We start from the raw sequence: 24,175 nt of genomic DNA, 5'->3' as shown, positions 1-24,175 counted from the left end.
CTTATTGTCGTGCATTTACAGCGGCAGATCAGTCATGCTGAATATGCCCATCAGCATGGAAAGGACGATGAATCCTATAATAATCCCCATGCTCAGGATCAGCGCCGGCTCAAGGAATCCGATGAATCGTTTCATGGCAGTCTTGAGACTCTTTTCATACGTGGAAGCGACCTTCAGCAGCATCGCATCCAGCTGGCCCGTCTCTTCGCCCACCTTTATCATTGACAGGGCAAGGGGAGGAAAAACATTGGCACCGGCTAACGGCCCTGCGATACCCTTGCCCTCTTTTGCACCTTTTGTCACGGTATCGATTGTTACGGCTATGATCTGGTTATTAATAATATCTTTTGCGTTTTTCAAGGCCTGAAGAAGGGGCACCCCGCTTTGTAAAAGTGTGCCGAGGGTCCTGGTAAAGCGTGCGGTTTCAAGCTTAATGATTACGTCTCCTGCGAGCTTCAGCTTGAGGGCATCCCAACGGTACCTGCCGTCTGCAGACCGTATGTAGTTTCTGAATACAAGCCATCCCGTTACTGCTGACAAGAGGATGATCCACCAGAATGATTTTATGATATTGCTGAACTTAATAAGTGCCAGCGTCGGCAGCGGCAGGGAGGTGCCCATCTCACTGAAAATGATCGAGAATTTTGGAAGGACATAGACCAGGAGGATGATTATCGATATCCCGCCTGTAAGAAGAAGGATAGCCGGATAGATCATCGCAGAGAAGACATGCTCTTTTAATTCTCTGGTAGATTCGAGAAACTCGTTCAATTTATCCAGGACAACGTCCAGAACGCCGCCGACTTCACCAGCCCTTATCATGTTTACGTACAGTTTTGAAAAGACTTTGGGATGTTTCTGCAGGGCGTCAGAAAAGGAACTTCCCTCTCTGATAGCTTTGAGGATCGACTGGATTACGCTCTTCATCTCTTTGCCTTCAGAGATCTCTGCGAGCATGTTAAGACTTCTGTCGATAGGTAATCCTGCGCTTAAGAGTGCGGAAAGCTCTGTGGTGAATGTCAGCATATCACCCTTTGACGACTTTAACGTAAACTTCCGTTTGGTTCCTTCGGATGAGGCATCGATCTTTAGCGGGATAATCCCGGAGTTTTTCAGTCTGTTGACGGCAGTTGGTTCATCCGCGGCTTCTATGACACCTTCAACAATCTGACCGTCCGGGGTGGTGGCCCTGTATGAAAAAATGGGCACTTAGGTCTCCTGCGTTACCCTGAGCACTTCACTCAAGGTAGTGATCCCCGCCCTTATTTTATCAGCGCCATCTTCCAGCAGAGTCTTCATTCCATGCTGTCTGGCCATAGCTCTGATCTGATTTGAATCAGCGTTCTTCAGGCCCAGTTTGCGTATCTCATCGTCAATAATCAGAAGTTCAAATATCCCGGCCCGGCCGAAATACCCGGTATGCGCACATTGTTCACATCCTGCTCCTCGGTAGAGTGGCGTATCCCTTTCTATCCCGAGTGTCAGGAGTTCTTCCCTGTCAGCGGTCGAAGGGTCTGTCTCCTTGCAGGAAGGGCATATCAGTCTGACGAGTCTCTGTGCAAGCACTCCCCTCACGGTAGACGACAGAAGAAAATTTTCAACACCCATATCAAGGAGCCTTGTCAGAGCGCTTGGCGCATCGTTTGTATGCAGGGAGGAAAATACCATATGACCGGTCAATGCTGACTGGATGGCAATCTCGGCAGTCTCGAGGTCTCTGATCTCTCCAATCATGATGATGTCAGGGTCCTGCCTGACAATATGTCTGAGGGTGTTAGAAAAATTAAGGCCAATCTGTGGTTTGACCTGGATCTGGTTGACTCCCTTGAGCTGATACTCGACCGGGTCCTCAACGGTGATTATTTTTTTTTCGGGCGAATTTATCTTGTCCAGAGCCCCATAAAGCGTAGTCGTCTTGCCGCTTCCCGTGGGACCGGTTACCAGGATAATCCCATTGGGTTTCCCGATAAGCTGTTGAAACTGCAACAGCATCTTTGGCGGGAACCCCAGAAGTTTCAGGTCTATGGCGATGCCTTCCTTGTGAAGAATCCTCATGACGACGCTTTCGCCGTGAAGAATGGGTATGGTGGAGACCCTGAGGTCAACCTCTTTTTCCCCAACCTTCAGTCTTATGCGCCCGTCCTGCGGCAGTCTCCTTTCCGCTATATTCAGCTTTGCCATGATCTTGATTCTAGAAATGATAGCGGCCTGCAGTTTTTTTGGAGTGGATTCTGCATCGTGCAGTACGCCATCGATGCGGTATCTGACCTTCAATTCATCATCGAACGGCTCTATATGGATATCGCTTGCGCGGCCCTCAACAGCTCTTGTTATCAGAAGGTTCACCAGCCGTATGATGGGAGCCTCCGAGGCAAGGTCTTTCAGATGCCCGATATCCTCCTCATCTTCGCTGACAAACTCGAACCCCTTTTCTCCCATATCTTCTACAATCCTGTTTATGTCCTGTGATTCCTGACCATAGAATTTTGATATATATTCACCGAGGGCCCTGCGGTCAGCCGCGAATACCTGGATTTCCGCAGCCGTTGCAACCCTGAGGGCATCAATGGTATCCCGATCATCAGGGTCTGCCATTGCTATCTTCAGCACGTTTTGCTTCAATTCAAGAGGGATAACCGTGTTTTCGCGTATAAAACGGGGTGATATGGCAATAAGCACAAAGGGGACTTTCGGGAGGTCTTCGCTATTGATAAATGGTCTGTTCAGGGCAGAATCTGCAGTGTTCAACATGTCAAAAATTATAACATACAAGTGGTTTTTTTACCAAAATCAGGATGTTTCCCACTGGGGAATGCTGAGTATTTAAGCTTTGGATACGGCCTGCTGTATAATAACTACATGAAGCTGAGGGAGATGGAAGGGATGAGGCGGCTGTTGCTGCTGAAAGGCATTACGGTCCTTGCTGTCATTTTTCTGATATCGTCGCCTACGCCTGGTCAGGATACCGGCTCGGCCGGGATTGAACTTCAGAGTTCCCTGCACAGTGCCGAGATCAGACAGGGCGAATCCATGACTATAACCGGCAGTGTCGTAAAAGGCCAACTGGTGCTTAACAGCCCTGAAGTGATCAGGTATCTGAAGATGTCTGCATATGTAAAGCAGCCTGACGGAAGCGGTTTTCTCAAGGCACTCTTTGATAACGGTCTGGATGGCGATGTCAGGGCCGGTGACGGTCTCTATTCCTGCAGGATCACGGCGGCCCAGGCAGGTGTTTATGAGGTCCGGGTCCTTGTCGAAGGCAAAGGCATCAGGCGGACTCAGGAGCATACCTTTAAGGCGCTGTCGTCTGGCAAGACTGCAGACGCCCCGGCCGAGGGGATTCCGGGCCAAATAGAAGATATCAAGGCCAAGGCTGAGGTCAGGCATGACAGTAAGGGTGAGGCTGAGATAAAGACTAAAGCTGAGGCAGCGAATCAGACTCAGCAGAAATTCCCCTGGCTCACCTTCGGTATAATCAATGCTGTTGCCGCAGTCCTTTGGATTGCTGCTTTTATGGTCCTCTATCTTCGGGTGAGGAAGCTCAGACCGGTCAGGGTTGAAAATAAGGTGATGAACTTCGGGAAGTTCCTCAGGGAGCAGGCAGATGAGAAGATGAAGCAGCTTGCCTCTGACGAACAGAAGGCGCAGGAAGGTGCAACAGCCGATTCGAAGGTGATCAATGAGCTGCACTCTGCAAGACTCCTGTTTCTGAAGGGTCTGCTTGTAAAACCCGATAAGGCAGAGGATGAGATGCCTCTGCTCTGGAATCAGATCTATAAGAGTTTTGATGAGGCTATCAAGACGGTGCTGAAGGATAAAAAGACGGCCCTTGACAAGATCGATGTCCTGCAGGATAAGGTGGAGGAGATTGGCGGTATCAGCGAGGATCTCAAAGGCGCCAAGGCGCTTGCAGAGGCTCAAGCCAGAAAGATCGCCTTTCTGATGAGCTATAAGGATGTGATAGCCGAGTCCCAGCTGAAGTTCGACTCCCTTAAGGATAAGAATAAAGACCTTGAAAATAAGCTCTTTGATGCTGCACAGAAGGCAGGAATGGGCGAGGCCATGAAGGCGCCTCTTGCTGAGTTCCGGGAGAACTATAAGCAGCTCGAGCTCTGTGTTGCGACACTCGAAAAAGAAAACGAGCGTCTTGTCGAGGAAGTCGGCAGATGGCAGAAGGAGCTTGACCAGATGAAGACGCAGGGACCGGTAATGATCAGTGAAACTCCTGCGGAGGTCCTGAAGGAGAACGAGGACCTGAAGGAGATGGTGAGGGATTTTGAGGCATCGCTTAAGGCAAAGGATAAGGAACTTGAGGAGGCTGTCAAACGGTTTGAATCACTCGAAGCAGAATATATGATTCTTTATCAGGAAAAACAGGCTGCCCAGCAGCAGCCGGATATTTAGCGTCAGGGTGTAATTTTGCCGTCCGGTCCCAGGGTACCCCTTTACTTTCCTTGAAATGAAAATCAGCACTTTTATATAATAAAAGACGGCATGCGGCTAACGTATGGGCGTCTTATGCCAGAGGACCGGCAGAGACGCTTTTTTTGCCTATTTTTAAAGAACAGAAGGTAGAGGTAACAGACATGTGCAGACTTGCTGCGATTACATCAAAAGAATACATCTCGCCCATGGAGCCTGTTCTTGCCCTTGAGACCATGAAAGAAGGACATGACGGTTCAGGGCTTGGGCTAACGCTCAAGAACCTTGGGGGAGAGTTCGAGAAGCTGAAGAAATATCCGGTTCTCTCCGGCATCTGCTCCAGGGACGGAAGGAAAGTTCTTGACGATTATATGAAGAAACAGGGCTTCAAGCTCAAACATGAGTGGAAGCCCAAGACACGGCCTGTTGACGGCATCATAAGCCGCGACCACTATTTTGCCCGTGCCTATGAGTACCCTGTAGCATTCAAAAACAAGTCTGTAAAGGAGAAGGAAGACCTTCTGATGTGCACGCGGCTTGCGTTGCGGCAACAGGGAGAGTCTGACGGCTCTATCTTTGTCTTTTCTTTTTATCCTGATGTTATCACAATCAAAGAGGTCGGCGATCCTCTGCAGGTTGCTGAATTCTTCGGCCTTGACAATGACAGCCTCAAGGCGAAGATCATCTTTGCCCAGGGTAGGCAGAACACTAATTATGCAATCTATCTCTATGCCTGCCACCCCTTTTTCATACAGGGGTATTGTTCCATGACCAATGGCGAAAATACGGCATTCGTGCCGATCAGGGAGTATCTTTCGAGCAGGGGGTTCCCCGGCTATATGGGTTATAACAGCGATAGCGAGGTCTTTACGCATATCCTTCACTACTCGGTGAGGCAGCTTGGATTTCCGCTTCATTATTACAAGGATGTTATAACCCCTCTTAAAGCAACTGAGATCGCACAAAGATCTGATGCTGAGGCCGTGGGTCTGATGAAGCAGTCCATGAGGCAGCTCTGTATTGACGGGCCTAATATGGTTATAGGGTTTACGCCCGACGGCAGGGTATTTATGGTGCAGGATTCCAAGAAACTCAGGCCGGGTGTTGTGGGCGGAGTGAAAGGCAGATATGCGCTTATGTCAGAAGAATGCGGCGTTGACAGCGCTGTCCCAAAGAGAGACAAGTCAAAGGACATTTTCCCGATGAAATACGATATGGTGATCATTTCACCGGATGCACAGGAGGTGAAGGTCACCGGATGCACAGGAGGTGAAGGTATGGAACCAGCTGCACGGTTAGACAATAATCATAAACTCTCGCTCAGGGAGTTCCCCTATATCATCCGCTGGAGGGATGACCGCTGCAAGCGCTGCGGCAGATGTACGGCAGTATGCCCGGTAAAGGCGATCGAGCCGGCGGTAAAGGTCCTGCGGACGGTCAGGTCTGAAGGTCCTGTGCCGACGCCTGTTGCGGTAAGGCAGGTCGTACAAGTGGTCGAGCAGGTGAAGGACATGGAACGCTACTGCACAGGCTGCGGCTCCTGCACTCTTGTATGCCCGAATGAGGCGATCGAGCCTGAGCTTAATCCTCAGCATAAGATGCTTCACTATAAGAATAAGGGCGGCGATGGATATAAGAGAGGCGGAAGAAGAAACGATCCGACCGTATCAACGCTGGACAGGCTGAAGTTCACCAGAATATCGATGCTCACTGACCCGGCGCTGGACGCGGGAAGACATGAGTTCCGGATCAGGACACTGCTAGGCCGGGTCATGTCACCCGAGCAGATGCCGCTTTCGGTTGTTGGCGACAGGCTCCAGATGGACAAAAAGAGCGATATCTTTATCCCCCCGGTAAGGGAGATATATCCGATTATGATCGGCTCCATGTCTATTGGTGCGCTTTCACCGCCGATGTGGGAAGGTCTTGCAATGGGCGTGGCATATCTTAATGAAGTTGAAGGCATGCCTGTGGTGATGTGCTCCGGAGAGGGCGGCATGCCTCCCCGGCTGCTCAGGTCCCGGTACCTGAAATATTTCATTATCCAGATAGCCTCAGGGTATTTCGGCTGGGACGAGATTGTCAGGGCGATCCCGCATATGGTCGAAGACCCTGCAGCCATAGAGATCAAATACGGCCAGGGAGCAAAGCCGGGCGACGGCGGACTGCTCATGGCCGCGAAGGTGCTGAAGCTGATCTCAAAGATCCGCGGTGTGCCGCAGTTCGTTGATCTTGCGTCGCCGCCGACCCATCAGACCAAATACTCTATCGAAGAGGCGGTCGCAAAGATGATCCAGTCCATGTCCATGGCATGGGGTTTCAGGGTGCCGGTCTATCCGAAGATCTCGGGCTCCAAGACCGCAAAAGCGGTCCTGAACAACCTTGCCAGGAACCCGTATGCAGCCGGTCTCTGTATTGACGGCGAGGACGGCGGCACTGGTGCGGCGTACAACGTTTCGATGGACAAAATGGGCCATCCGATCGCATCGAACATCAGGGAATGCTATCTCGACCTGGTCAAACAGGGCAAGCAGAACGAACTGCCGCTTATCGCAGCAGGCGGCGTGGGCAAGAAGGGCAACCTTGCTGCAAATGCTGCTGCGCTCATGATGCTTGGCGCATCCGGCGTAGCAATCGGCAAATACATTATGCAGGCTGCTGCAGACTGTTTCGGTGATGAATATAACCGCTGCAATCTCTGTAATACCGGGAAATGCCCGCGCGGTATCACGACTCAGGACCCCAAGCTTTACAGAAGACTTGATCCGGACAAGGTTGCCGAACGTGTCGTGGAGGTTTTCAAGGCAGCGGATACGGAACTGAAGAAAATCTTCGCTCCGATGGGTCGGTCTACTGAGCTGCCGATAGGCATGTCAGACGGGCTGAGTGTTGATGATAAAGCAATTGCTGAGAGGCTGGGAATAAGCTATGCGTGCTAAGAAAGAAAGTGTTAAACGTACCGTGACGGGAAAACAGAAAAACGTAAAAAGTGACAAGACAGAAGACAGAAATGTCCCGTCCTCACTCGTTACCATAAAAGGCAATGTGAAAGGACAGCGTGTGCCTTCCCGAATCCTCGAGGAGCAGATCCAGGAGGCGGTAAAGAGCGGTGTAAGCGAGCTGCGGGTGATCGCTGAAGGCCAGCATGGCATCGGCGGACGTATCTGGCCGAAAGGCGAGACTATAAAGATCACGATTGAAGGCACTTCAGGCCAGAGAGTAGGCAGCATGGGCATGGAGGGGACCGAGATCGTGGTAAAGGGCAGCGCATCTGATGATGCAGGATGGATAAACTGCGGTGCAAAGATTACGGTCCTGGGCGATGTCACAAACGGAGCATTCAATGCTGCTGCACAGGGCCTTCTGTATGTGCAGGGCAGCGGCGGTGCACGCTGCGATACCATGACCAAGCGCAATCCGCGGTTTGACCCTCCGCAGTCCTGGTATTTCAGAAATGTCGGCGACTCGTTTGCAGAGTTCAAGGCTGGCGGTATTGCAGTTGTCTGCGGCGTAAATCCGAGGAATCCGGAAAATGTGCTTGGGTACCGTCCCTGTGTTGGCATGGTCGGAGGCACGATCTATTTCCGCGGCCCGATACAGGGTTACAGCGAAAAGGACGTGAAGCTCCTTGACCTTACTGACCAGGACTGGCAGTGGCTGACCGCGAATATGAAGCCGTATCTCGAAGCAATTGAGAAGACGGACTATTACGAAGAGCTTACCCGGTCTTCTTCTGACTGGAAAAAGCTCATGGCCTACACGCCCCAGGAGAAGAAGGCGAAAAAGCCGCTTAAGATGTCGACGGTCGACTTCCGCAAGAATAACTGGGAAAAGTCTGTGGGCCAGGGCGGGATCTTTGCCGAGTACCTCGACCATGACCTTACGGTGCTTCCCTACATAACGACCGGCAGCGACAGAAGAAACAAGCCGCTCTGGTCGAATGAGAAATATAACCCTCCCTGTGCATATGCCTGTCCTACGCTGACCCCCTCGCATAAGAGGGCAACGCTGATCAGGCAGGGGCTGCTTCAGGAATCTCTGGAATTGGTGCTCAGATACAGCCCGCTTCCTGCAACAGTCTGCGGGCAGATATGTCCGAACCTCTGCATGACCGGCTGCACCAGGGGCCTTATTGACAAGCCCCTTGCGATCGACAAGCTTGGCAGTCTTGCACTTGATCTGCCAGCTCCCAAAAAGGAGAAGTCGACAGGCCACAAGATTGCGGTGATCGGCGGCGGCCCTGGCGGCCTCAGCGCTGCATGGCAGCTTGCCCTTAAAGGTCATAATGTTGACCTGTACGAAGCTTCAGAAAAGCTTGGCGGAAAGATTGAGCATTGCATCCCGCGTGAGCGTCTGCCGCACCAGATCCTTGAGAAGGAGCTTTCACGGTTCAGCGAGCTTGGAGTAAACGTCAAGCTCAATGCAGAGATCGACAGGAAGAAATATGGCGAGATCTACAAGGACCACGAGATCGTGATCGTGGCTGTGGGGGCACAGAAAGGCCGGGTCATAGCGTTTCCCGGTTCTGAGCATGTGAGCACAGCCTACGATTTTCTGAAAGAGACGAACAGCGGCAAGGTCCATGACCTCAAAGGCAAAAAAGTCGTGGTGATCGGAGCCGGTAATGTCGGCATGGACGTGGCGTCCGAGGCGTACAACTTCGGCGCAGAGTCTGTCATTGCGGTTGACATCCAGAAGCCTGCAGCATTCGGCAAGGAGATGGAGGCTGCAACGTCAAAAGGCACGCAGATACTCTACCCGAAGATCACTGAACGGTATGATCATGCCGGAAGGAAGATCTATTTCAAGGACGGCTCGTCTCTTGATGCCGATGTGGTGATTATCTCTGTCGGCGACGTCCCGGTCATTGATTTTCTGCCGGCTGATATCCATACGGAGCGCGGCTGGATTGCGGTCAACAATATTAATCAGACCTCTGATGTAAAGGTCTTTGCGATTGGTGACGTGACAGGCCTCGGACTGGTAACGCATGCTATCGGCCAGGGAAGGCTTGTTGCAGAGACCGTGCATTATCAGCTCATGCATGCACCGCGGCAGCCTGAGACCAAACAGATGATCTCGTATGATAAGATCAGGCGGGAATACTATGAGGCAGGCAATGGAGACTTCACGGTTGAAAAGGAAGGGCATAAATGTCTGTCCTGTGCGTCCTGCCGTGACTGTCACATGTGCGAGTCGACCTGTTACTGGGGCGCAATCAGCAGGAACGATCTCGGCAATGGCGCCTTCGAATATGTGGTCGATGAAGCAAAATGCATAGGCTGTGGTTTTTGCGCAGGCACCTGCCCGACCGGAGTCTGGGAGATGGTCGAGAACGTCTGAGCGTTGTTTTTAGAATAGTGGAAAAGGCCGGCAGAAATGTCGGCCTTTTTTATTTCAGAAGAGTTTGCTTGTAGGTTTATCTTTTCCCAGAATCCTGCAGATCGCCTGGGCAAGATCTTTTTCTACCGAGAAGGCCCCCTCGACATGCAGCTCGAGGATAAAATCGATCTTGTCAATGAGCCGCTTCATGTTCTTGATGCACCCGGTAATCTGTATAACCTGAATGTTTGTCATCTCCAGCAGCCTGCTGATATGGCTGAACTCGGCGTCGCTCCTGCCGTAGACTTCGTCGATGATCAGGATGATCGGCTGAGTGATCGTAAAAAAGCCCTCAATGTCCTCGATGATCCTGATATCTTTTTTTAGTGAATGGATGTACTTGAGGTATTTCTCATAGCTGCCGGGACGCATCTTGCCTTCATAATCAAGGGGGTTGCCCAGATAATAGACATTGGTGGCATTTTTTACCGCCTGGACTGTATTGGTGATCTTGCCGACGCCCTCGACCCCGCAGATCAGGATATTTTTGCCCTGGGCAATCGCCTTCCGTATGTTTTCAATGTTGTCTCCGGTGAAGGTGTCCTGGACCGGATGTCGGGTATTTTCTTTTTTCATATGTATGGCTGTCGTGATAAAGGGTCGGCTACATTTTAGCATATTCGCGATCCTTATACCGGCCAACATTCCGAAACTGCCATTTCAGCAATTCGGGCATTAAACATTCTATAATTGAACTGAAGTGTGTTCCAATTTTACGTTGAGAGGGGGCAACCAATGGACGTTTTGACCAGACTGCGTTATTACCGCTTTATTGCAGGTATTTTGGCGAATCAGCAACGCGATCCTCTTTGCAGTGTCTGCAAGGCATTTACAAACAGTGTTCAGCAGCTGCGACATGACATAAATAGTATGCCGACGAATACCGCAGAATTTTCAGCCCTTCCGCCGCAGGTCTTGCTTATGCTGGCAGACATCAACTCGACGCTCGCAAATCTCCATCCTGTGGCTGACGCGGTGGGGCAAAAAAAAGCTGGCAACTGTATGCTTCCGCAAGGGATCTGTTTTGTGAAATCCTCAAAGGCACTTATTGACCGGCCTGTTTCCTGATCTCATGAGGTTTCTCCATGGCTTTTAGCCACAGTAAGAATTCGATGAGGCGGGTATTGATAGGCGCAGGTGCGATTCTTCTTCTCGCTGTTGCCGCTGCTCTGTTTCTTCTGCCCAGGCTCATTAATAGGGAAATGGTCAGGGAGAAGATCGTGCATCTTCTGTCGCAGAAGATCGCCGGCACGGTTACATTTCTGGATCTGGACATATCCCTGTTTCCCCTTCCGCGCGTCATCATGCGAAATGCGAGTCTGGCTATCCCCGACAAGCTGAACGGTACGATCAGGACGGTCACAATCTTCCCTGAACTGCTGCCGCTCTTTCGCGGAGAGGTGAGGCTGGCAAAGATTCAGGTCGATGAGCCGTCTTTTACAGTCCGTATTCCTGCAGAAAAAGACGAGAAGACAAAGTCTCTTGATGAGATAGCGGCAGTGATGCGTTCACTGGCCCTTGGCGCGGCAGATATCAGCTTCGGCATTGATGAGGGGAGCGTGATCCTCGAAAAACCCGAGCATACCCCGGTATCGGCAAAAAAGATCGCGGTGAGTCTGAAACTGGCAAACACGAAGGACGAAGTTGTACTCACCATCGGGAGGTTGAGCAGCAAAGACCCTGGTCTTTCCCTGTCCGGAGAATTCAGGGTAAACCCTTCAGGCAACAGGATCAGCCTTGAGGCAACGGGAAGGAACCTGGATATCCCCTCAGTGAGAAATGCGGCCCTTGCCCTTGGAGATGACGTGCCGGTGGTGCTGAAGATCTTTGATATCATGAGGAACGGCACGGTAGAGCAGATCACCTTTAAGTCCAGCGGCAGCGCCCCTGCTGATCTTGGGAAAACAGCGAATATCAAGATTACCGGAAGGCTGGACAGGGGCGGCGTCATGATCTCCGACCTTGGTCTTGACTTCAGGGATGTCAGCGGATACTGTGAGATAAGAGACGGCATACTGTATGGCAAAGGCCTCAAGGGACAGATCATGCGGTCGCGGATCAGCGATGGGACCCTCAGCATCGGACTGAAAGGCAGGGATGCCCTATTTCAGGCTGATGCAGCAGTCGCAGCAGATCTGACAGATGTCCATCTTGTCCTAAGCCGCATCGTGAAGAATCCGGATTTTCATACGGAACTCGGCCATATAAAGGCAATAAACGGCAAAGCAGAGGGAAGGCTGGTGCTTGGCGAAAGCCTGGGGGCAGTCAGGGCCAGGGTGGATATAGCAAAGATGAAATTCTCTGCCAACTATGACAGGGTCCCCCTGCCCATAACGGTTGCGCAGGGGAGTTTTTCTTATGATGAAAAAGGGGTTGCTGTTAATAACCTTGCGGGAACGATTGGGAAGTCTGCGCTTTCAGGGCTGTCGGCCCGGGTGCAGACAGGCAGTTATTATCTCGAGCTCCTGTCCGGGCAGGGCAAGCTTGACACGGCAGAGGTGCATCGTTGGCTTTCTTCTTATGAAAAGCTGAAAGAGCCGCTTCGCAAGATCGCCTCGCTCAGCGGCAGAATCAATCTGTCTTCTCTGAGATTTCAGGGACTGATAAGGGATTCCCAGGCCTGGAACTTCAAAATATCCGGTTCAGTCGAAAAACTGATGCTTAATACTCCGCTGCTACCTGGTCAGCTTGCTCTCAACAGCGGCAAGTTCGAAACTCAGGCAGGTCAGTTCACTTTTTCTGATGCCAATACAAACATTCTTGACGCTTCCTCTATGGTTTCAGGTTATCTGAATACATCGCTTGAGATTGTGAGAAAGGGTGATATTCGGTTTTCCGGGACTGTCGGGCCCAGGGCATTGCAATGGATCAAGAGTGCTTTCAGGATTCCTGAATACATACGGACGGACCAGACTGTTGCTGTTTCAGATGCGCATCTGATCTGGCAGAAAATGGGAGATATTACATTCCAGAGTGCGATGAAGACCGGTGGCGGGCAGTCAGTTTTGATAGAGCTTGCAAAGGGCAGGGACGGCCTGACGATCAGCAGACTCGACCTGTCAGATAGTGTATCAAAGGCATTGTTGAGCATTGATCTTCAGGAAAAGAAAAAACAGGTGAGCTTTAAAGGCAGACTTTATACATCCTCAGCTGCAGAGCTCATCACTACCCCCCAAATACAGGGCGGCATGGTACAGGGCGAGATGACTGCCGGAACCAGCGGGGGAGAACTTGAGGGGATCGTTGTCCAGGGCAATCTCCGGGGGGAGAAGATCGTTCTGCCGTGGAGAAGGGAGCTGCCGCTTATCATTGATTCAGTGGCACTAAGCGCTAAGAAGGGCAGCCTTGTTATTGACGCTGCTTTATTGAGACTCGGTGTGAATACTGCCTCCCTGAAGGGGAGCGCATCGTCAAAGTCCGGCGATCTGGTTCTGGAGATAGATGTTTCTTCTGACCGTATTGTGTGGGATGCCCTCGTAACACCGGATGGTGACAACACAAAGGAGTCGCAGCAAACAGAACAGAAAAGAAAGCCGCTGACCGTGCATGGTGTTGTCAGACTGAAAACAGAGCTGTTTGATTACCAGGGAATGCAGATCGCACCGTTTAATGCCGACTTTATGTTGAGCGTCAATAAGACCGATATCAGGATAGGGAGGTCAGGCTTTTGCGGTGTCAATATGACCGGTGATGTCAGCCTCTTAAAGGATGGAGCAGGTTCCGTAATGGACCTGGATGTCCATTTTACAGCGACAGATCAGGAGTTGAAGCCCACCATCCTCTGCCTCTCCAGGGGGAAAAGCGATGCCTCCGGACGGTTTACGCTCAAGGGTAATCTGAAGGGGAGCGGCAAGGCTGGGGATCTTAAGAAGATCGTCTCAGGAAAGGTCGAACTGACCGCAAAAAAGGGGAACATCTCACGCTACAAGACATTGGATACGGTTTTTGATTTTCTCAATAAAGGAGAGGAACTCGGAGGGCAGATGCCAGACCTCGACAAGAGCGAGCTCGCCTATGAGCTGTTGAAGGTCACGGCTTCAGTCGGCAAGGGAACCCTCGTTGTTGAGGAAGCTATTATTGACAGCGCTGTCATGGAGGTCGTAGCGCAGGGCTCGCTGAATCTCATGGACAACCAGCTCGACCTGAACGTTATGGTCGCGCCGTTAAGGCAGGTAAATTCGTTTATCGGAAAGGTGCCTATCGTTGGTACTTTTTTGGGCGGTTCAGTGATTTCAGTTCCGGTCAGGGTTACCGGAACTCCGGCAGAGCCTCATGTAACATATCTCTCTCCCTCTGCGGTTGCTTCCAGTCTTGCGGGGATGATGAAACGAACATTGAACCTGCCGGTGAGCATACTGTCCCCCCTCTTCCCGAAGGGAAAGCAGGAGTAAGAGGCGGAATGTTGTCAGAAGTTGCGGGATTTATGGGAAGTCAGATTACGTTTCTGCTTGCGATTATGAGATTTCTTTGGCCAGAAAAAAAGAAGTAGCGCATGACGGTTAAGTCAGTTCTTCACCTTCTTCTCTATCTGTGTCAGAATACCGTGCAGCATATTCAGCTCCCAGTCCGTGAGGCCTGAGCGGGCGATAAAGTGTTTGAGATTTTGCATGATCTTTGCCTCAAGGTCGCGGTCACCGCGCGGGATATATTCAAGCAGCTTCAGTGTTTCAGTCATACGGTTATAGAGTGCGCTGATCTCCTCGTAACTGACGAGCTGCGTGCCGTATTCCCCTGATTCCATCATCTTGGGAGACGGTCTCTGTCTGCTGTTTCTCGCTCCTCTTTTTTTTGTCAATCCCTGATCCCTGTCCCCTAATCCCTGACTTTCATACCCTGCCTTCAGCAGTTCGTATGCAACAATCAATACAGCCTGGCTGAGATTAAGCGATCTGTGTTCTTTACTCGTCGGGATCGTAAGCAGGAGACCGCATTCGTCGACCTCTTCGTTGAGAAGCCCTTTAGCCTCTCTGCCAAAGAGTATGGCGACCTTGCCTGCCTTTGCCCGCTCAATGATCTTTCCTGCTCCCTGCTCAACCGGCAGGATCATGCCCCTGCGCTTGCCTGTCCTCCTGCTTGTGCCAACGACAATTGCCTTATCCCTGATCGCGCTCTTGAAATCAGGATACGATCGTGCCGACTCCAGCACATCAAGGGCATTACAGGCGAACCAGCGCGCCTCGTCAGTGAGCTGCGACGGAGGGTTCACCATGCAGAGGTTCATAAACCCCATGTTCTTGATCGCACGGGCAGACGCGCCGATATTGCCCGATTCCTTCGGCTCGACAAGGACGAAGGAGACATTGTCTTTCCAGTTTTCCATGCAGTAGTGTATCAATTATTCGCATATAAGTGTATGCGGACTGATCGGGCCGAAAAGGCTTTCGCAGCGATACCGAATGGCCCTTGCAGGCACGTTAATATCCGGGCCAGGATATTGCAAATCAGTATTGTTTCGGAATCACGACAACAGGCCCTTATCCTGATCCTATCGCCTTGAAAGGCTTTGAGGAACGGACTGTCTGCATGCAGAGCATACAATTATTGGCCATATTTTCAGGGATTCTCATTCTTTACAAAGGCCCTGCTTTGCTTTATTATGTACCTATGTTGCAAAGGAATCATGCATGAAAACGCTTCGCATTGCGCTTGCGCAGATGAACTCGACGGTCGGCGATCTGAGGGGTAATTCCCAAAAGATCCTCTCTTTAATCAGCAAGGCTAAAAAGCAGCAGGCTGATGTTGTTGCCTTCCCCGAGCTTGCCATTACCGGGTACCCGCCCGAGGACCTCCTCCTTAAACCCCAATTCATTGCTGACAATAAGGAAGCGCTCAAAAAGATCGTCGATAAAACAACAGGCATTGCCGCTGTCATAGGATTTGTTGACAGTGTGAACAACAATCTATATAACGCGGCAGCCATAATAGCAGACGGCAGGATGAAAGACAGTTATCACAAGATCCTGCTGCCCAACTATGGTGTCTTTGACGAGGTCCGCTATTTCAGGCCGGGCAACCGCTTCCCGGTTTACCGCATGAACGGCGTGAAGGTCGGTCTGAACATCTGCGAAGATATTTGGCACAGGCAGGGCCCGGCGCTCACCCAGGCGCGCGCAGGCGCAGAGCTGATCATCAATATCAATGCGTCTCCCTACGAGATGGGGAAGCCTGCGGCAAGGGAAAAGATCCTTGAAGAGCGGTCGCGCGAAAACAGGGTCTTTATTGCATATCTTAATGCGGTCGGCGGCCAGGATGAACTCGTATTCGACGGCTGCAGTATGGTCTATGATTACGAGGGCAGACTGATTGCCCGGGCAGCACAGTTCGACGAGGCCATGATGATGCTCGATATTGATGTAAGCAGAGTGCATCAATACCGGAAGGACCTTCTGCCTGTGGATACTGAGGAGACAGAATCTGTCCGCTGCGTAAAGAAGATCAGCGTCTCAATTCCTGACCATACAAAGAGAAAGGCATTGCCTATGCCTCGGATAGAATCATTCGGGGAGAGAGAGGAAGAAGTATATGGCGCGTTGGTGTTAGGCACGGCTGACTATGTCAGGAAGAACGGGTTCCAGGGTGTTGTCATCGGCCTGAGCGGCGGCATAGACTCATCGCTTGTTGCAGCCATTGCAGCAGACGCCATAGGCAGGGAGAACGTAACCGGCATTTTCATGCCTTCGCCCTATACCTCAAAGGAGAGCCGGGAGGATGCTGAACAGCTCGCGCTGAACCTCGGCATCAGAATTGTGGAACTTCCTATCAGGGGTATCATGGGAAGCTATATGAGAGTTTTGGAGCCGCAATTTGCAGGCAAGGTGATGGATACTACCGAAGAGAACCTTCAGGCGCGTATACGCGGCAATCTTCTTATGGCATTATCCAACAAGTTCGGCTGGCTGGTGCTGACCACAGGCAATAAATCAGAGATGAGCGTTGGCTATGCAACGCTCTATGGTGATATGGCGGGAGGATTTGCCGTGATCAAGGATGTCCCTAAGACCCTTGTATATGATATCTGCAGGTGGCGCAACGCCGTGCACAAAAAAGAGATTATTCCGGAGAGGGTTCTGATAAAGGAGCCAACTGCGGAACTTAAGCCGAACCAGAAGGACACAGATTCTCTGCCTCCCTATGATCAGCTTGATCCGGTGCTCAAGGCATACATTGAATATGAACTCAGCTTTGATGATATTCTTGGTCTTGGCGCTACGGAAGAGCAGACAAAACGCATTATCGGCATGGTAGACAGAAGCGAATACAAAAGAAGGCAGTCCCCTCCCGGCATCAAGATAACAGGGCGAGCCTTTGGCCGGGACTGGCGATTCCCGATCACAAACAGATACAGGAGTTACTGATGCGTATGTATGGTCTGCTGATTGCAGCAGTTATGCTTCTGGCCCCGGTCTCTGTCTCTACTGCGGAGAAGGACGGATTTCAGTTTAAAAAGCAGCCTGAACTGCAGCAGATAAAACCGAAAAAACCGGTAAAGATCAAGCTGAAACGGTCACCCAGGGACGAGTATACCTGGGAACTTGCCGGAGATGATGCGGACGAGATTGTGAAGACCGACAGAAGACTGAAAAAGATGCTGAACCAGCAGTGAAGACCCGTGGCCTTTTTTCCTCTCTTGCTGCCCCTTTCGGGTGCCTTTTTTCGGGATGAAAGGCACGCTCTACATAGTCTCAACGCCGATCGGCAACCTGGAGGATATTACGCTGCGCGCATTGCGTATCCTCAAGGAGGTCGATCTCATCGCAGCAGAGGATACCCGCCATTCGCTTAAGCTGCTGAACCACTTTAAAATCAGGAAACCTTTGGTCAGCTACTGGGGCGAAAAAGAGAAGGTCAAGGCTGAGGAGACGCTCCAGCGGCTGAAGGATGGCATGTCTGTTGCCCTTATCTCCGACGCCGGCACTCCCGGCATTTCAGACCCTGGGACCGTGCTTATAAAAAAAGCGGTTGAAGAGGGCATTCGCGTTGTTCCCGTGCCTGGACCCTCTGCAGTGATCACCGCACTTTCTCTTTCAGGGTTTCCGACCGAGGAATTTACCTTTTGCGGTTTTCTCCCTGCAAAGGAGACGCAGAGGAGAAAGATGCTTGAGCGGGTCAGTCTTGAACAGCGGACGCTTGTATTCTACGAGGCGCCGCACCGGATCCTTGAAACGATTGCAGACATTGCGGACGTGATCGGAGAGCGGAATATCGTGGTGATACGGGAGCTGACCAAACTCCATGAGGAGGTTTTTCGCGGCACGGTCTCTGCAGTCCTGGAAGGTCTTGAGCATTCAACTATTGCAGGAGAATATGTGATTATCCTTGAAGGCAGACCTGAAAAAGGGGAACTGCATATGGACGATGCCTTAAAAGAGGTCAAGGAATTAATGAGGAAGGGTATGGGTAGAAAGGAATCGGCAAAAAAGATCGGCGAGGCCTATGGCTTCAGCAAAAAAGAGCTGTACGACAAGAGCCTTGAAGGCTAAAGAGGAGATCGATCATGGCAAAGGTTTATTTTGCATCGGCGCGTGCCAGAAAGTGGAAATATGATGACAGTATGCCGGGGAAGCTTGAACAGCTCCTGAAGGAGATAGGGTTGATGAACTATTTCAGCCCGGAAGAATGGGTTGCCGTGAAGACACATTTTGGTTCAGAGGGAGCCCACAGGGTTGTGAGGCCGGTTTTTCTCAGAAAGGTTGTTGATGCGCTCAAAAGGATAGGCGCAAAGCCTTTTGTTACCGATACGGTAAGAATAAAGGGGCTGGACTATCTTGAGGTTGCCAACCAGAACGGTATAAACCATCTGAGCGTCGGAGCCCCTGTGGTGATTGCTGACGGGCTGTACGGCAACGACAGCATCATGGTCAAGGCAGGCGAGATACTCGGCCAGATAGCGGTTGCGTCTCTGGTCCATGACGTCCCGGCCATGGTCGTATGTTCCCATGTAAAAGGCCATATTAATGCCGGGTACGCTGGAGCGATAAAGAATCTTGCCATGGGAGGCGTGAGCAGTTCTCACCGCACCTGTGGATGGAAATGCGGCAGAGGCGCCATGCATACGATCGGCGAAGGAGAGCTTGTCTGGAATTCTGACAAATGTGAACTCTGCCTTCAGTGCAAGGAGGTATGTCCGCTTGATGCCATTACATTCAAGGACGATGAGATCGTCTGGAACCGCGATATCTGCTGGCGGTGCGGAAGGTGTGAGCGGGTCTGTCAGAACGAGTCCCTGACCCTTCCTGGTGATGATCAGCGGTTTATGCATTCGCTGGCTGAGGCGGCAAAAGCAGTCATCGGAACGTTTGAAGCAAGGAAGATCCTTTACATCAATTTCTTGACCGAGATACAGCCTGAATGTGATTGTATGCCCTCTGCAGATGTCCCTGTAATTCAGGATTTAGGTATCCTGGTATCTGAAGATCTGGTTGCAATAGAGCAGGCGAGCATTGATATGTTACTGAAGGCCGGTCCGCTTGAGCAGTCACTTGCTGATGACCACGGGCTCCGGAAGGGTGATGACATTCTTATGAAGCTGCATGACAAACCGTATCTTATGCAGGTGGAGGAGGCTGAAAAGCTTGGACTTGGATCAAGAAAGTATGAACTGGCAGATGTTAGATAAAAAAATGCTGCTGTCCGTGGAAAATGGACAGCAGCTTAGGGGAGGTAACGAGGCGCTTACTGATTATATGTAACCAGATTTCAATTGGCTTGTCAAGAAAAAAATTAGGCTGGCTATTAATTATAATTATAAAAAGTGCACGGAGGATAAGGTGCCATGTTTGACTTAAAAAAAGTCTCTATTTTCAGCACGTTAAGTTCGGAAGAGCTTAAAGAGCTCTCCCGGTACCTTCTGAGTGAGACTCTTGCGAAAAAAGAGTCTATATTTTCTGAAGGAGATTCCTCTGAGTGGCTCTACATCGTAAAAACAGGGAAGGTCAAGATTACCAAGCTGTCGAATGAGGGCAAGGAGATTATCCTTGAGATCATCTCGCCTCATGAGATGTTCGGGGGCATTGCCGTTGTTCGCGGATTTCCCTATCCTGCCAATGCGGTAGCCATGGAAGACAGTGAGGTCCTGAAAATTTCGCGAAAGAACCTGCTTTCCCTCATGGATAAACTGCCAAACCTTATGTACTGCATGGCAATGAATATTGGTGACAGGATTAAGGATACCCATGAAACCCTGAAGAACATTGCCCTTGAGAAGGTCGAATCGAGGATCGCATCGCTTCTTATCAAGCTTTCAGAAAAATCGGGCGAGAAGGTTTCTGAAGGAATTGCAATTACCATGAAGCTCACCAAGCAGGATATTGCAGAGATGGTCGGCACGACCGTTGAGACATCCATCAGGACCATGAGCAAACTTGCCAAGGCAGGTCTAATCAATGCAAAGTCCGGAAAGATCATCATCAGGGACCTCGAAAAGCTGAGATCCCTGACATAACTTGACTTATCTCTGAGGCGGGGGGGCTGCAGGCAGAAGCGTTGCCAGCATGTTATAGAAGAAGATCCCTATGGAAAATGCATGCGCAACGCCTGCAAGAGTAGCGATCGTGATGTAGCTCGATGCGGGGCTCATCACATTCATGGTATAAAAGAGCAGCATCACGATCAGGCTCGCGTTGGCGACCCAGAACTGCAGTTCTGCAAGTTTGGGAGATTTGAGAAACTTTCCTGCAAATTTTGGCAGGATATGATATCCCACGCCGTAGATCATCATTGAGACCCAGCCTAACATATTGAGATGCGAGTGTACGAACTTGAAGGAAAGCGCCTGCGGATGATGCAGCATTACGATACCCAGTATTGTCGAAACCGCCAGGTACACAATACTCATGATGATAAAGTTCTTTACAAATCTGTCCATGTTCCCTCCTCAGGATACTGTTATGATTTCTGCCTACATCATAAAACAGAATGCGCAGCGTGTCTATGATGAACGTCATACGTCAGATCGCTGATATGGATGTCGGCTGTATGCGTATGATGAAAGTCATAGTATGCGTACAACTCCTGAGGTAAAATAGAAACGATAGAAGCGCCAATACCATAGGAGGATAAAGAGATGGCAGCAACGGATAAGAAGCTTGTAACAAAGGACACTCTTATTGGAGACGTGATCAGGGATGTGCCGGGAGCAAAGGACATCATTCAGAAGTATTTCGGCGGCGGGTGCTTCACCTGTCCCGGCATTAATGTAGAGTCTCTTTCCTTCGGGGCCATGATGCATAATCTTGACCCGGATAAGGTAGTTAACGAAATTAATGAGCTGGAGGGATAACCATGGCACAATGTTTTGTCTGCAATGCCACTGATACGGAAAGAGTGCTGCTGGCGTGCCTGCATGAGGGCAAAGATACCTATGTGTGTGTGCGATGCCTGCCTGTCCTGATCCACGGCGGCCATTAAAACGAAAATAGTGTGAACGTGTACATATGCAAGCCCCCTGGTTTATAATCAGGGGGCTTTTTTTGGTATGATACTCCATCATGGAACGAAGGATCGGAGTTCATATTTCCATTGCCGGCGGCATTGACAAAGGTCTTGAACGTGCAAGAGACCTCGGCTGTTCCTCTGTTCAGATGTTCTCCCACAATCCAAGAGGCTGGGAGTTGGCCAAAAGATCCCCTGAAGAGATTATGCGATTCAGGGAACTGAAACAGGAGTTTGATTTATCGCCAGTTGTGATCCATACCTCTTATCTTATTAATCTTGCTTCATCACGAACTGAGCTTTTCGATAAGTCGGTCCGTATGGTGATTCAGGAGCTGGATATTGCAGACGAGATCGATGCCGAATATGTGGTGCTTCACACAGGCAGCGCTTCAGGGGATCTGCCTGCTGCCGCACGTGCCCGGGCAGTGGAGGCTCTGAAGCAGGTCGCTGGGCAGGGCAGATGGAAGGCAGGTCTTCTGCTCGAAAATACTGCCGGCGAACGGGGAGATATTACTTCGCACATGGCAGATATTGCCGGGATTATAGAGAAGGTGTCATCTGATCTCATTGCGGGCCTCTGCCTCGATACCTGCCATGCGTTTGCTGCAGGATATGATATTGCCACTGAAAAAGGCATAGAGGGTTTGGCTCAGGAGATTGGTAAATATATGTCCAAAGAGCATCTCAGACTTATTCATCTCAATGATTCAAAAAAGCCTATGGGTTCGGGTGTCGACAGGCATGAGCATATTGGCGAAGGTACGATTGGAAGAACAGGGCTGAGAAAGTTTCTTCTGCATCCATTTTTTCCCAATATTCCCCTGATTCTGGAGACGCCAAAGAAGACAGAGGAAGATGACCCGAGGAATTTGACTGCAGTCAGAATGCTTCTGACACAGCCTTCTTTTTAGTTGCTAAACTTATTGACTATTGCTATAATAAAAATTATACATTTGAGGAGGACACCATGGCAAAGACTACATTGGATCTGAAGGGATTGAGCTGCCCCATGCCGATCATGAAGCTGGCAGCAGCGGTAAAAAAAGGAGCTTCGGGTGACATGTTTGAGGCTATCAGCGATGATGCCGGGTTTGAGCCTGATATCATTGCGTGGGCCAAAGAGACTGGTCATCCTATGAGCGGTCTCACGAAGACCGGCAAGGATATTACGGTTATCATTACCAAGAAGTAGCGGAGGACTTATGACTACAGACGCAGTCCAGGAGAAGATTAAAGAGCTTGAGGAGCGACTGGAAAAGGTTGAGGCCAATAGATCAAACCTTACTATGGTGCTTTTCAGCGGTGATTTTGACAAGGCTTTTGCTGCCTTTATCATAGCCAACGGAGCTCTTGCGATGGGAAAGGAAGTCACGATTTTCGTGACATTTTGGGGTATCGACGTACTGAAGAAGCCGACCATGACCGGCGCAGGAAAGAATTTTCTTGAAAAGATGGTAACGATGATGAGGCCGAAAGGGACTGCAAATCTCCCTACATCAAAAATGAACTTTGCAGGTATTGGGCCAAAGCTCTTCAATTACATGATGGGCAAAAAAAATATCACCTCGCTTCAGTCGCTTGTGGATACTTCGATCGAGTTTGGTGTTAAAATTGTTGTCTGTCAGATGTCGATGGATGTGATGGGGATCAAAAAGGAAGATCTCATAGACGGACTCGAGTTTGGCGGAGTTGCGGCATTCCTCGGCAGTTCTTTTAATTCAAATACCACGCTTTTTGTTTAGTTTCAAATAAGGGCAGGTTGCAGGGATTTTTGATCCTGCCAGCCTGCCCTTAGCATTTACCTCGCTGTATAAAGGCCTTTATTGCCAATCTGCTGTTCAACTGAAAATCCTATAAATAGTAGTAACTAACTTCAGACCCCAACATATAGATAATGCATCGATGCTGGTGTTTCCAGCACTTCAAGTCAACAAAGCATGCGGTCTAGACAATGACTGTTGTCTGGTTGGTAATAGTCATATAGGGAAAATGATCAGTCGTTCTCGCAAACAGCAGAATCGTTTATCTCGCCGCAAGTATCGTTTATTTGTAAATATTGGTCTGTTCCAGTATTTGAACAATCTGTTATTATTTATGATTTTTTTGTTGACAAGTGGGATACTCCTGTTGTATAAATATACACAAGACATGAGCAAGCAGGCACGAGATACACTAAAGAGTCTTTTTTCATCGGCCATTAGAGCCGATGTCCTGGCGCTGCTTCTAAATAATGCTGACGAACGGTTCTACGTCAGGGAAATTGCCACGCTTCTGAGAAAAAACCCCTCCGGTGTCAAGAGAGAGCTCGACAATCTTGAAAATATGGGTATCCTTATAAGCAAGAAAGTTGCAAATCTCAAATATTTCCAGGCCGACAAAAAATCCCCTTTCTTTACTGAACTGAAGAGCATCATTGCAAAGTCACTTGGCGTGACAGGTGCGCTTAAGGCGATGCTGAAGACAACAGGGGCAAAAATTGCTTTCATATTCGGTCCCTATACAGAAAGTGAGGAGGCCGACACGGTCAATGTCCTGATAGTCGGCTCAGTCTCGCTTGAGGGTCTCAAGGATATTGAAGAGCGCTTCATCAAAAAGATCAGCGTGACCATGATCGATGAGGCCGAGTTCAAAAGCAAGAAGGAAAGCGGAGACCCAGAGCTTGAAAAGCTCCTGTCAGGAGAGAAGATCATCCTGATGGGGAAGCTTTAATCTCAACATCCCCCTGAATTGGGGTAAAGAAAGGTGGTGACCAACATGGCAGCAGCAAAGAAGCCCGCAGCGAAGAAGGCAGCAACAAAGAAGGCAGCTCCGAAGAAGGCAGCAGCAACAAAGAAGAAGAAATAGTTAAAAGATACTTGGTTACTATGGCTGGGGAACAGCAATTCCCCAGCTTTTTTTTGTTTATATTAGCACAAGCTCAATAAATTTAGGAAAAAGA

The 24,175-nt window shown here is 50.1% G+C and carries 20 protein-coding genes and 1 pseudogene; 16 read left to right on the top strand and 5 right to left on the bottom strand.

Annotated elements, in window-relative coordinates; genetic code table 11:
- Nucleotides 1–15 precede the first annotated feature (15 nt).
- Nucleotides 16–1,209, bottom strand: coding sequence for a type II secretion system F family protein (locus HZB31_14360; protein ID MBI5849103.1), 1,194 nt, complete (start codon nucleotides 1,207–1,209; stop codon nucleotides 16–18).
- Nucleotides 1,210–2,751 carry a type II secretion system ATPase GspE gene (gene gspE / locus HZB31_14355; protein ID MBI5849102.1) on the bottom strand — a complete coding sequence of 514 codons (1,542 nt, stop codon included), beginning with the start codon at nucleotides 2,749–2,751 and terminating at the stop codon, nucleotides 1,210–1,212.
- Between the two features lie 108 nt (nucleotides 2,752–2,859).
- Here gspE and HZB31_14350 point away from each other — a divergent pair, with 108 nt between their 5' ends.
- The 4 genes and pseudogenes from HZB31_14350 (at nucleotide 2,860) to HZB31_14335 (ending at nucleotide 9,765) form a co-directional block, all read left to right on the top strand.
- On the top strand, nucleotides 2,860–4,404 hold the full coding sequence (locus tag HZB31_14350) for a hypothetical protein (GenBank protein MBI5849101.1): 1,545 nt from the start codon (nucleotides 2,860–2,862) through the stop codon (nucleotides 4,402–4,404).
- A 182-nt stretch (nucleotides 4,405–4,586) separates the two neighbouring features.
- Nucleotides 4,587–5,675 (top strand): annotated as a pseudogene (locus tag HZB31_14345) (glutamate synthase).
- 24 nt (nucleotides 5,676–5,699) lie between these two features.
- Nucleotides 5,700–7,361, top strand: a complete 1,662-nt coding sequence (locus HZB31_14340; protein MBI5849100.1) for a 4Fe-4S binding protein — start codon at nucleotides 5,700–5,702, stop codon at nucleotides 7,359–7,361.
- Nucleotides 7,351–9,765, top strand: coding sequence for an FAD-dependent oxidoreductase (locus HZB31_14335; GenBank protein ID MBI5849099.1), 2,415 nt, complete (start codon nucleotides 7,351–7,353; stop codon nucleotides 9,763–9,765). Before HZB31_14340 ends, HZB31_14335 begins: the two co-directional genes overlap by 11 nt.
- A 54-nt stretch (nucleotides 9,766–9,819) precedes the next feature.
- On the opposite strand, the gene HZB31_14330 is transcribed toward HZB31_14335, so the two are convergent.
- Nucleotides 9,820–10,422, bottom strand: coding sequence for a hypothetical protein (locus tag HZB31_14330; GenBank protein MBI5849098.1), 603 nt, complete (start codon nucleotides 10,420–10,422; stop codon nucleotides 9,820–9,822).
- Between the two features lie 117 nt (nucleotides 10,423–10,539).
- On the opposite strand from HZB31_14330, the gene HZB31_14325 reads away from it, so the two are divergent.
- Nucleotides 10,540–10,872, top strand: coding sequence for a hypothetical protein (locus HZB31_14325; GenBank protein MBI5849097.1), 333 nt, complete (start codon nucleotides 10,540–10,542; stop codon nucleotides 10,870–10,872).
- A 17-nt stretch (nucleotides 10,873–10,889) separates the two neighbouring features.
- Complete coding sequence (locus HZB31_14320) at nucleotides 10,890–14,195, top strand: AsmA-like C-terminal domain-containing protein (protein ID MBI5849096.1); 3,306 nt, start codon at nucleotides 10,890–10,892, stop codon at nucleotides 14,193–14,195.
- 113 nt (nucleotides 14,196–14,308) lie between these two features.
- Here the strand turns inward: HZB31_14320 and HZB31_14315 are convergent, their stop codons facing one another.
- Nucleotides 14,309–15,124, bottom strand: a complete 816-nt coding sequence (locus HZB31_14315) for an RNA methyltransferase (GenBank protein MBI5849095.1) — start codon at nucleotides 15,122–15,124, stop codon at nucleotides 14,309–14,311.
- A gap of 304 nt (nucleotides 15,125–15,428) precedes the next feature.
- On the opposite strand from HZB31_14315, the gene HZB31_14310 reads away from it, so the two are divergent.
- The 5 genes from HZB31_14310 (at nucleotide 15,429) to HZB31_14290 (ending at nucleotide 20,245) form a co-directional block, all read left to right on the top strand.
- Complete coding sequence (locus HZB31_14310; protein MBI5849094.1) at nucleotides 15,429–17,159, top strand: NAD+ synthase; 1,731 nt, start codon at nucleotides 15,429–15,431, stop codon at nucleotides 17,157–17,159.
- Complete coding sequence (locus HZB31_14305; GenBank protein MBI5849093.1) at nucleotides 17,159–17,407, top strand: hypothetical protein; 249 nt, start codon at nucleotides 17,159–17,161, stop codon at nucleotides 17,405–17,407. The genes HZB31_14310 and HZB31_14305 overlap by 1 nt, the downstream gene beginning before the upstream one ends.
- Before the next feature lie 55 nt (nucleotides 17,408–17,462).
- On the top strand, nucleotides 17,463–18,284 hold the full coding sequence (gene rsmI, locus HZB31_14300) for a 16S rRNA (cytidine(1402)-2'-O)-methyltransferase (GenBank protein MBI5849092.1): 822 nt from the start codon (nucleotides 17,463–17,465) through the stop codon (nucleotides 18,282–18,284).
- A gap of 14 nt (nucleotides 18,285–18,298) precedes the next feature.
- Complete coding sequence (locus HZB31_14295; GenBank protein ID MBI5849091.1) at nucleotides 18,299–19,420, top strand: DUF362 domain-containing protein; 1,122 nt, start codon at nucleotides 18,299–18,301, stop codon at nucleotides 19,418–19,420.
- A gap of 156 nt (nucleotides 19,421–19,576) precedes the next feature.
- Nucleotides 19,577–20,245 carry a Crp/Fnr family transcriptional regulator gene (locus tag HZB31_14290; GenBank protein MBI5849090.1) on the top strand — a complete coding sequence of 223 codons (669 nt, stop codon included), beginning with the start codon at nucleotides 19,577–19,579 and terminating at the stop codon, nucleotides 20,243–20,245.
- Nucleotides 20,246–20,251: 6 nt separating this feature from the next.
- On the opposite strand, the gene HZB31_14285 is transcribed toward HZB31_14290, so the two are convergent.
- Entirely contained in the window at nucleotides 20,252–20,668 is a 417-nt protein-coding gene (locus HZB31_14285) for a hypothetical protein (GenBank protein ID MBI5849089.1), read from the bottom strand.
- A gap of 198 nt (nucleotides 20,669–20,866) precedes the next feature.
- Here HZB31_14285 and HZB31_14280 point away from each other — a divergent pair, with 198 nt between their 5' ends.
- From HZB31_14280 to HZB31_14260, 5 genes are all read left to right on the top strand, one after another.
- Entirely contained in the window at nucleotides 20,867–21,082 is a 216-nt protein-coding gene (locus tag HZB31_14280; protein MBI5849088.1) for a DUF1858 domain-containing protein, read from the top strand.
- Nucleotides 21,083–21,290: 208 nt separating this feature from the next.
- Nucleotides 21,291–22,148, top strand: coding sequence for a deoxyribonuclease IV (locus HZB31_14275; protein ID MBI5849087.1), 858 nt, complete (start codon nucleotides 21,291–21,293; stop codon nucleotides 22,146–22,148).
- Nucleotides 22,149–22,204: 56 nt separating this feature from the next.
- Nucleotides 22,205–22,429, top strand: coding sequence for a sulfurtransferase TusA family protein (locus HZB31_14270; GenBank protein MBI5849086.1), 225 nt, complete (start codon nucleotides 22,205–22,207; stop codon nucleotides 22,427–22,429).
- A 10-nt stretch (nucleotides 22,430–22,439) separates the two neighbouring features.
- Nucleotides 22,440–22,979: a DsrE/DsrF/DrsH-like family protein gene (locus tag HZB31_14265; protein ID MBI5849085.1), complete on the top strand. Its 540-nt coding sequence runs from the start codon at nucleotides 22,440–22,442 to the stop codon at nucleotides 22,977–22,979.
- A 406-nt stretch (nucleotides 22,980–23,385) separates the two neighbouring features.
- Nucleotides 23,386–23,946 carry a winged helix-turn-helix transcriptional regulator gene (locus HZB31_14260; GenBank protein ID MBI5849084.1) on the top strand — a complete coding sequence of 187 codons (561 nt, stop codon included), beginning with the start codon at nucleotides 23,386–23,388 and terminating at the stop codon, nucleotides 23,944–23,946.
- The last annotated feature ends 229 nt before the right edge of the window (nucleotides 23,947–24,175 follow it).

The organism is Nitrospirota bacterium (genome assembly GCA_016235245.1).
In the GTDB taxonomy this organism is placed as follows: domain Bacteria; phylum Nitrospirota; class Thermodesulfovibrionia; order Thermodesulfovibrionales; family UBA6898; genus UBA6898.
The sequence above is the reverse complement of the archived record's forward strand: the minus strand, read 5'-3'. Positions and strand labels throughout refer to the sequence as shown.